This window comes from Microcoleus sp. AT3-D2 (genome assembly GCF_036705715.1).
Classification (GTDB): domain Bacteria; phylum Cyanobacteriota; class Cyanobacteriia; order Cyanobacteriales; family Microcoleaceae; genus Microcoleus.
This window is the reverse complement of the sequence record NZ_JAUBVE010000124.1, coordinates 1-9,712: the sequence shown is the minus strand read 5'-3', so window position 1 is coordinate 9,712 and position 9,712 is coordinate 1. Positions and strand designations below refer to the sequence as shown.

The 9,712-nt window shown below is 44.9% G+C and carries 7 protein-coding genes, 1 tRNA gene and 1 pseudogene; 6 read left to right on the top strand and 3 right to left on the bottom strand.

Annotated features, from left to right (window positions below):
• Positions 1-36: 36 nt before the first annotated feature.
• Positions 37-750, bottom strand: a complete 714-nt coding sequence (locus QUB44_RS29410; protein ID WP_333373125.1) for an IS630 family transposase — start codon at positions 748-750, stop codon at positions 37-39.
• Positions 751-989: 239 nt separating this feature from the next.
• Between QUB44_RS29410 and QUB44_RS29405 the strand changes: the two genes are divergently transcribed.
• The 3 genes from QUB44_RS29405 to QUB44_RS29395 all read left to right on the top strand — a co-directional run bounded on the left by QUB44_RS29405 (position 990) and on the right by QUB44_RS29395 (position 2,786).
• A complete protein-coding gene (locus QUB44_RS29405; protein ID WP_333373122.1) occupies positions 990-1,136 on the top strand; it encodes a hypothetical protein in 147 nt (48 codons plus the stop codon).
• A gap of 262 nt (positions 1,137-1,398) precedes the next feature.
• A complete protein-coding gene (radC, locus tag QUB44_RS29400) occupies positions 1,399-2,130 on the top strand; it encodes a RadC family protein (protein ID WP_333127827.1) in 732 nt (243 codons plus the stop codon).
• A gap of 317 nt (positions 2,131-2,447) precedes the next feature.
• The gene (locus QUB44_RS29395) at positions 2,448-2,786 is read left to right on the top strand and encodes a DUF1815 family protein (RefSeq protein WP_015176985.1); all 339 of its coding nucleotides are present in this window, start codon (positions 2,448-2,450) and stop codon (positions 2,784-2,786) included.
• 829 nt (positions 2,787-3,615) lie between these two features.
• Here QUB44_RS29395 and QUB44_RS29390 read toward each other — a convergent pair.
• Positions 3,616-4,662 (bottom strand): endonuclease/exonuclease/phosphatase family protein, encoded by a 1,047-nt coding sequence (locus tag QUB44_RS29390; protein ID WP_333373120.1) that lies wholly within the window; start codon positions 4,660-4,662, stop codon positions 3,616-3,618.
• Positions 4,663-4,915: 253 nt separating this feature from the next.
• Between QUB44_RS29390 and QUB44_RS29385 the strand changes: the two genes are divergently transcribed.
• From QUB44_RS29385 to QUB44_RS29375, 3 genes are all read left to right on the top strand, one after another.
• Positions 4,916-5,395 (top strand): DUF4079 domain-containing protein, encoded by a 480-nt coding sequence (locus QUB44_RS29385; RefSeq protein WP_333160912.1) that lies wholly within the window; start codon positions 4,916-4,918, stop codon positions 5,393-5,395.
• A 211-nt stretch (positions 5,396-5,606) separates the two neighbouring features.
• A complete protein-coding gene (locus QUB44_RS29380) occupies positions 5,607-8,153 on the top strand; it encodes a ComEC/Rec2 family competence protein (RefSeq protein ID WP_333373118.1) in 2,547 nt (848 codons plus the stop codon).
• A gap of 60 nt (positions 8,154-8,213) precedes the next feature.
• Positions 8,214-8,300, top strand: a tRNA-Ser gene (locus QUB44_RS29375).
• Between the two features lie 114 nt (positions 8,301-8,414).
• Here QUB44_RS29375 and QUB44_RS29370 read toward each other — a convergent pair.
• Positions 8,415-9,526: pseudogene (locus QUB44_RS29370) on the bottom strand (IS630 family transposase).
• Between the last annotated feature and the right edge of the window lie 186 nt (positions 9,527-9,712).

The following is a 9,712-nucleotide window of genomic DNA, read 5'->3' as shown; positions in this document are numbered from 1 at the left end:
TTTGCCCAAAAATAGCTCAAAACCTCTGCCTAGCATTTATGAGTATTTGTACTCATCGCAAAAGTGACACGCTCCCATCACCGTTGGCTTATCTACTGTTGGGAAAAAAGCATCAATACAGGCAATAACCACATCTGAATTAATACTTTGAAATGAAATATAAGTTTCAAGATGGTTATTTCTATTCATGATTCCTAGTACATTCATTCGCTGACTACGACGACTAGGAATTGTTAAATATTCTCCGATTTCCTGCCAACCATAGGGGACACAAGGAATCAAGCAAAATCCCGTTTCATCCAAGTAATATAAATCAATTTTACCCTGATCATCCAATTGCTTTAATTCTTCTAATTGCGCTTTTTTCTCTTGATATTCCTGGGCTGGAGGCGTTCCAGCAACTCCTTTTCGCATACGATGCCAACTCATATTTAGAGTTTTTACTATTCTTTGAATTGTTTTTGTACTGGGAGTTATGCCCCAGGCTTCTTGAACTTTTTGGCTAACATTTTTTAATTGTCTTGGTGATTGTTTAGCCCACTCTTTAATTTGGGCTTTCTGCGAAGAGTTAAATAGTGGCTTAGCACCTCTTCCTGGTTTATTATAAAGTCCTATTATTCCCTCTAATTCCCACCGAGTGAACCAGTTATAAAGGGTCTTATAACTTATTTTAAAAATATTCATTAACTCTCCTTTTTTTACTCCTTGCGAAGCTAATATGAGGCAATGTGCACGCGTGACGTACCTGATGATGTCGGCTTTGACGATAAATTCGCTGTAACAATTTAGACGAAAGAGGATTTATTTCCCTGATAAACATCATATGAAATTCTAATTAACTCATAATTTTGCCTGGAATATCATTCTACTATGTATTTGTGTAATTAATTCTGTCTAACTACTTATCTGGATTAAGTGGTCATGGTCAGGGACTTTCACCGTCCAATCTTGTTGGCAAGTGCAATCCGACAAATTTAACCATATCCCTGATGCTAGCTGTAGATCGCGACTGTAGCCAGAACCCAGACAGGATGGCATTTGCTAAACTGTTTCAAAGCTGTCGATCGCAGTCTGAGGGTTTTGCGATCGGTTTGTCGAGTCCCACAATTCATCCCTGTCCGATCGAGTTAAGGTAAACGTCATGGTGCATTGGAAATAGCGATACTACTTGCAAATAAGTTGCAATAATCTTACCCTATTTCTCAGAAATGGTTAGCCTATTACTTACCAGCTAGATCGAGATCAAGACTCGATCGCTTGCGAAACGCTAGATTAGATTTGCTCGGCCAACAGCCTCGGTTAATGATGAAGGCTTTTTTCGGTGATAGTACGAATTGAAGAACGCAAATTGATCGGCTAAAATTGTGTAATTGTTGAGCTTGCGGTGCGGGTGCAGCTATGACTTACAGCTTGAGAATTGTCGATTTGCCAACGAGTGAACGGCCACGGGAACGGTTGATGGCCGGCGGCCCAAAAAGTTTGGCGACTGCAGAATTGATTGCGATTCTCCTGGGTACTGGTCAAGGACCCGGCAAACTTTCCGCCGTCGGGCTCGGACAGTATATTTTAAATCAGTTGAGTTTGCACCACCGCGATCCTCTGGCGGTGCTACGCAGTATTAGCGTTCAGGAGTTGACGCAGATTCACGGGATTGGCCCTGCTAAGGCAACTTCGATTTTGGCTGCGGTGGAGTTGGGGAAGCGGGTGTTTCAGTCGCGGCCGCCGGAAATGGCTGTGGTTGACTCTCCGCAAGCGGCGGCAGATGCCCTGAGTCAGGATTTAATGTGGCAGTCTCAGGAACGTTTTGCTGTGGTGCTGCTGGATGTGAAAAATCGGCTGCTGGGTACTCAGGTAATTACGATCGGCACAGCAACGGAAACTTTGGCTCACCCACGGGATATTTTTCGCGAGGTGATCCGCCAGGGGGCAACACGGGCGATTATCTCGCACAATCACCCCTCCGGGATTGTGGAACCAAGCCCGGAGGATATTGCTTTGACGCGACAGTTGCTGGCGGGAGCACAGTTTTTGTCGATTCCGCTGCTGGATCACTTGATTTTGGGGAACGGGGATTTTCGGAGCTTGCGGCAGACGACGACGCTTTGGGACGAGTATCCCCAGGGCGATTGAACTCTTATACTTAACTAATTTCATTACTATCATTAGTTATTTGTATCTTTGGACTCTCCGACGGCTGAATCAGCCCTGATAGCAGGCAAATTTTCCGGCTGGAGTCCCCCGTGATAGCCTGTTTTGGCTGAATGTCGCTGCTGATACTGCGTTTCGAGCACAACTCGGTTAATCTAGTATAGGTAGGCTGAAGAGGTCGCTAATCCGATTTTTTTTGAGCATACTAAACTTATACTGAACCAGCACCTAAATACCCAGTTATTAAGAAATTATTAAATGGGATGTAAAATACACGGTGTGGTGATAGGAGGAGAACTGTGTTTCTGAGACTTGCAGAACAACACCGTAAATTCGTTCAAGATTTGGTAATGAACCTCCAAGCTTTAGCGATCGTGCTAGAGCATCGGGGTTATCTGGCATCCTGCTACACTTGCGGGGGTCAGATGAACAGTGCCTCATTTATGGTCAGTTTGACGGACAACCATCTGATTCGATTTTTAGTGTCAGATTACGGTATCACTTGGACTGAGATGCGGGACGACCGCGAACTCATGAAGCTAGAAGGTGCAGAAGCGATTAATCAGTTACAAGAACTGGCAAATCTCGTAAAGTATCAAATCCAACCTTCGGAAGCTACTTTAGCGACGGCGCAGTGAGTGTAGCGATTGCACGGTTCCGAGGAAGGCGACGCAAGAAAGTGAGTGCTTGTCTGCTAAAACCGAATCCCCAGCGAGTTAGTCGAGAGGGTTCATTTAGGTACACAGCGATGGCTGCTCAACAGACAAGGGTGCTATCAGGCTGCCTTCAGACGGTTTAGCGCTCAGTCGATCGAAGTGAGCCTGGGCAGACGGCATACTTTATGCAAGAAGTCTCAAACTTGGAACCTCTAGTTTTTTTCCAGAATTTGATTCTCCCTTGAGAGCGATTAGCAAAATGTAGAAGTGTGACTGCTCGTTGGCTGCGATGTTAATTTCTCCCTTTGGCATTCACAAGTCAAGGAATTGAAATTAACTTTAAGCAGGCCGGTATAATTTAACATCCAGAGTGAGGATGAGGCTGTGAAGATTGGGCGAAGCGCAGACTGGGGGCTATGGCCTACGGGCGATTCAGGAGTCAACTGCAAAGCCAGTAAGGCTTAATTCCAGCCATTAGTCGTCTGGGCTTGATTGGAAACATCTTCATTTGTCTAAAATTCCTTGTTTGGATACCCGCGAATTCCATGAGACTGTTGGCGAATCAATACTTTGTTTCCTTGGGGCTTTAATCATGAACCGCAAAGATGTCAAGTACGCCAAGAAGGAAGAAGAAAGAGGAACAGGGAAAGAAAAATTAATTGCGGGTAATTACCGGAAATGATCGAAGAGGGGTGCGACGGGAGCAAATGTAAGGTGTCACCCTTCACGGATTCGCCAACAGCATCACAGGCCGGAGCTTAAATTGACACCAATGCCCTTGTGGTCGCCCCACCAAAGTGTTGCCAACCCCCTACACTCGTCCAATTTCCGGTTGCATCCCCAGTTGGGCCGACACCGGCAGATGCTCTGAACCAATTGGCGGTAAAACCTTGGCTGATTTTGCCCCCCAGTGGTGAGAATACCAAACATAGTCAAGCCTCACGAGGGGAAAATTTAATTTCCAGTTTAACTGTTTAACCAGTAAACTCAGATCCCACCCGTGAGGAAAAGTAAAGCCAAAACCCAGTCCTGCTGTTCGGAAAGCATCTTGCATAACCGCTTTCAAATAATAGTAGTCTTGAGACTGGTCAGTCAGATTAAAGTCCCCGGCCGCAATAGTCGGCAGCGTTTCTTTCTGGAGTCGCCGCACTAAATCTTGAATTTGTGCTGGTCGGTCGCCGTACTCGTAAACTGGGATTTTGAGAAAAGGCAAAATTTTATGCTGGCGAAACCACGGTGGCGTTGTTGAAATGTTATAAAGAACTACATCTTGCTGGTTCATTTCGATAACAGCTCGTTCCTGTGGTTCGTTCCCACCTGCTAGCTTTAACTTTTGGAAAGAGCGAATTGGATATCTGCTGAGAATCACATGGTATCCGCGCCCCAGGTGGTGCGGGTATAATGTGGCCAACTTAGAGAATACTTCTTTGGCGTAATCCTCCTTAATTTCTTGCAAACAAATGAGGTCTGGTTTTTCTTCCTGAATTAGGTTAACCAAAGCTTGTGGGGAGTTGTGATGCCAGCCGAGGTTGAGAGAAAAAACCTTGAGGGTTGGCTGGGAGTCACTGATGTTCGCTGGTTGGGGAGAAAAGTAGGTGACGTGTAGCCAACCCAGCAAACAGATGCCCGCCACAGAGGAAACAATCGCGAACCGGCGTTTCTTTATGATAAAAAACCCTAGAAGTGGCAGCAGGAAGATTGGCAAGAAAATCCAAGGAACAAAATCCCCCATCAAGGCAATCGGCCACAGCCTGTCCCAAAAGATCAGTCTCAGAATCAGATAGCCGCCAATCAGTGCGGAGTAAGCGTAGGCGAGCAGTTGAACAATTCGCTGCAAAAATCGGTAAGGCTTAATCATAGCGCCGTCTGCAATAGCATCCTCTTACTGGTGTGGGGACAAAAAACTGGATACTGCTGAGCTCAAATTAACTGAAATGGCCGCTCCCCTGCTGAGCCTAGGGAATACACTTCTCCTGTGTCCGGCTCTTTTATTTTATACAGACTTCTGGCTGGAAACAGTGATTGAAAATCCCGATCGATAATATTGCTATTTAGAGTAAGTTGTTGGTTAAACCAAAATTAGTGATCGCAAAGTTAGGAATCTCAAGCAAATGATAAATCTCAGCGAACTACTAGAACCCATCGCCAGTCAATTTCGCAGTCTAGGAATTCCCAAACCAATTACCCATTGGGGACACCCTGTAATGATGGGGATCGTGGTAGTGGCGATGGGCAGTTTTGTCGGGTATACGGGATGGCAGGGACGTTTGGCAACCGATAAAGATGTCGCACTCAAAAGTCGCTCGGATCACCGCAAGCTTGCACCGTGGATGTTTCTGTTTCTAGCTTTGGGCTATACAGGCGGCTTGCTGTCGCTGGTGATGCAGCACCAGCCTGTCATGGAAAGTCCGCATTTTTGGACGGGTTCGGCAGTGCTGGTTTTGCTGGCTATTGGCAGCTTGATTTCGCTAACGGGTTTTGGAGGCAATAAGCTGACACTGCGAGCAGTTCACGCTTATTTAGGCACGACAGCCCTTGCACTTATGGTGCTGCACGCGGCTTTCGGTTTAAAATTGGGGCTGTCTATTTAGAAGAGGAAGAGGAAGGGGAAGGAGAAGAGAAAGAACGTAAGGAAAGAAATTTTGCCATAACTTACGCACGGGTAGCCAGAAACCGATTTTTTTACCCCAATTCACGGCGTTTAGCCCTTTACTCGGGTTAAAAAACCCGGTTTCTTTGGTAAGGAGTGCATAAGTCCCGCATCGGTTTCCCTGAAATATTCCCCCTCTGAATTACTAATTAATGAATCAAGCAACGGGTGTCATTTTCTGCATTGCCTACATTTTGGGATTGATTTCTACAGCGGTTCCCTGGGGTAGATACGGGATATTTGCTTTGGGAATAGCGGTGGCGCTCGCCCTGCCGAAATTGTTGGTACAATTTACTAAAAATTCTGTCAAAATTACTAAGAAAAGACGGACAAGGCAAAAAGAAAATACTCTTGAAGAACCCTTAGAGACGAGGGAAGAATTGAGTTTGTTGGAGAGGCTGCCGAGAGCGAAATGGGTGTGGGCAGTTGCGGGTTTAGTGGCGTTTCTAGGTAGCGTTTATTTTGCAGTTCGATCGCCCCAACCGGCAATAGATGACATCAGCAAACTGATTCCGGCGGTTGGGAACACTCAAGAAGTGGCGGTGACAGTTCGCGGTAGAGTTGTCAGTACGCCTCGATTGACTCTATCGGGTCGATCGCAATTTTGGCTAGAAACAGATTTAGTTAGCGAAATCAACGGCGGCGAGGGAGGAGCAGTTGTAAACCGCCCAGTATCCGGCAAACTCTATGTTACAGTGCCGCTGCTGCAAGCAACGGGTTTGTACGCCGACAATACGATCGCAGTTGTGGGTTCCTTGTACAAACCGCAGCCGCCGTCGAATCCGGGGGCTTTTAATTTTCAAGCATATTTAGCCAGAGAAGGGGCTTTTGTAGGGCTCAAAGGGCGTCAAATCGACTGGAAGAGAGAAAAGGCGATCGCGGATGTAAATCGAGTTAACAGCCAAACGGCTGCTTTCTTGGAACCAAGCGGGATGCAGCCATCGAAAATTCAAGCGATGCGGCAGCGGATCGTGCGATCGCAACTATCGCAGTTAAATGTTCCCGAAGGGCCCTTGATCAGTGCGATCGCCCTCGGCAAACAAGCAGTCGATTTACCTTACAACATCCGCGACTCTTTTGTGCAGGCTGGATTAGCCCACGCGATCGCAGCTTCCGGCACTCAAGTTTCGATGGTTTTGGCTTTAGTTCTAGCTTTAACCAGGCGTTTTTCCAAACAATTGCAATTTAGCTTTGGCGTCGGTGCTTTATTTTTGCTCGTGGGGCTAACTGGCTTTGAACCATCAGTATGCCGCGCCGCTTTGATGGGATTTGGAACACTATTTGCTTTGGTGCTGAGCCGCCAAGTTAAGCCGCTGGGATTGCTGTTAATTGCTGCTACTATTTTACTGCTGGTTAACCCTTTGTGGATTTGGGATTTAGGTTTCCAACTGAGTTTTTTGGCAACTTTAGGGTTAATCGTGACAACGCTGCCACTGATGGCAAAGTTGGACTGGATGCCGCCCGCGATCGCTTCGATTGTTGTGGTTCCGATAGCCGCTTCAGTTTGGGTGCTGCCGCTGTTACTTTATGTTTTTAGTGTGGTATCACCTTACAGCATTTTAGTTAATATTATTGCGGCTCCTTTGCTGTGGATTTTGAGTATTGGGGGGATGGTTAGCGCTTTATCTGGATTGATTTTTCCGCCCGCTGGCAGTGTTTTAGCGCAACTGCTGGACTATCCGGCAAAGGGGTTAATTGCGATCGCCCAATATTTCTCGCAATTACCCGGTAATTCGGTAGCTGTCGGTCAAGTATCGGTGTTTCAGCTAATAGCGCTTTACAGTTTAATTGGCTGGGTTTGGATCGGGGGAAGAAAGAAGAAGGAAGAACGAAGAAGGAAGAAAGAGGGAAGAAAGAAGAAGGGTAAAAGTAGAGTGATTTCGCTGCCGAGTTTTTCATCGTCTTGGATTTTACCGCTGGCGGTTGTGGCGGGAATTAGCATCATAGTTTTGCCAGCTTGGCACGTTCAATCATCTTTATTTCAAGTTACTTTGTTGGCGACATCTGGTGAGCCTGTTTTAGTAATTCAAGATAGGGGAAAAGTGGCGCTAATTAATAGCGGTGATGAAAATACCGTAAGGTTTACAGTGTTGCCTTTTTTGCAGAAGCAAGGAATTAATTCTGTGAATTTTGCGATCGCCACTCACGGTCATTTAGGTTTGAGCAGTGGTTGGGGAAAATTACTAGAACGCTTGCCAATTAAAACATTTTATGATAACAATGCTCCGAAACAAATTCACCGTGGCAGCAATCAGGAATTTATAACGGCTGTGCAATCTCGCCAAGGCGTTTACTTTCCTTTAGAAACTAAGAGTACAGTTGATCTGGGTTCGACGCGGTTGCAGTTCGTGAATGCGGAGATTCCGGTGGTAGAATTCCTGGTGGGAAATCGAACTTGGTTGCTCGTCGGTGAAATGACACCGGAAGCGCAAAAAAAATTGGCAGCAACGGGAACCTTGAAGCCGGCTCAAGTGCTGTGGTGGTCAGGAAAAGCCCTGACGGCTGAGTTATTAAGCGCGGTTGGGCCGCAAGTGGCGATCGCATCTGCTAACGAAATCGACCCAGAAACCGCCGCCCAACTGCGCCAAAGCAAAACCCAGATATTCTGGACAGGGCGCGATGGAGCCCTCCAGTGGACTCCAGCAGGGGGATTTAAGACCACTTTGGAATCTGAAGAAAATCAAACTTCTTTTTTATAAAGATTTACAATCTGGCGCACTGTGCGGTAAAATACTTTTAGCTCACATCTCAAATCAATTGGAGAGGTGGCAGAGCGGTTGAATGCGGTAGACTCGAAATCTACTTTAGGGGTAACTCTAACGTGGGTTCAAATCCCACCCTCTCCGTATATCTAAGCGTCAACGGGCAAGCGCGCACCTCATTAACGTAGGGTGCGCGCACCTTATCATATTATGAAATTCAACTCCACAATCTCAGTAGCATGATAAGCTGTTGCACATTTAAACTGTGATACAAGCATTGCCCTTATTTTTGATTTTGCGACCCCATTTAATTATTAATTGTCCTTCGTTTAAGAGGCAGTGCAATAAATACTCTAGCTCTTCAATAGATGTAAAAAGTCGATTGGCAATATATTCTTTTGCCGAATGCCATACTAATTCAATTAAGTTATAGTCTGGGCTGTATTCGGGGAGGAATTCTAAATGAAGGTTAGGCATTTCTGTTTCAATTATTTTCAGGTACTCTTCTTTCTTGTGAAAACTAGCATTATCAAGGATAATAACTATTATGGCTCCTTTTTCCGCAAATTATGAGGCTTGATTACCTGCTGATGCCCATTCATTAATTAGCTCTTCATGAAACAGTTTTATCACTTGATAAAAATTAGATGAATTGCCTTTTTTTAGGAACTCTACCCACCTTTTTTTATCGGAATTCCTCACTCCTCCCATTACATTAACTCTGCCTTTTCTCCGGTCTCCTCTGACCTTTTTTCGGCTGCCTTTTTTACACCAGTTCTTTCTCCTGGTGACTCTTAAACTAAATCCACTCTCGTCCCAAAACCATACCTGTAATCGTTCGGGCGTTTCTTTTTCTAATTTTAAATATTCTGCTATCTTTATTTTAAACGCTGTTCTTTTTTCAGGATTTCTCTTCGACTATAGGCTATACTTAGCCCAGATGTAAACATACTTTTTTTCTTTAATATCCTCCGAACTTGTCCTCCACTTAATTTTATTCCTGTGGATTGTTCCAAGTATGTTGCTAATCTCTGTGCTGTCCATCGTCCAAAATCATATCCTAATTCTTGAGGGTCTTTTTCTATAGTTTCTAATAATATATCTATATATTTATCTGTGACTTGTTTGTGATTTCCCTTCATCCTCTCATCAATTAGACTTTCTAGATTGTCTGGATCTCCCTTGACACACCAATAAGATACTTTGTTGACTGAGCAACCCAAAAACTCAGCAATTTTAGATTGTGTCTTGCCGTCATTGAGCAATAATAAAATTAGAATTCTTTCTCTAATATTTGCCTTTTCTTCCTCTATTAAGACTTTTTGGAGTTTCTCTATTGGTTGGGTATTGAGATGGTTTTTAGCTGGCATTTTTGTATGGATTGACTAAACTCATTTTTTATGATCCCCTATTATTTAAAGGCACAACAGCTTACATAAGGAAATTCCGCCAAAGTCTTCCATCACCAGAGCATAGCGGTTGGGTGCATCTCAGTTTGGCAAATACATCAAATTGAAAGTTGACCGTTGAGATAAGCACAGCGAAGAGCAAGGATA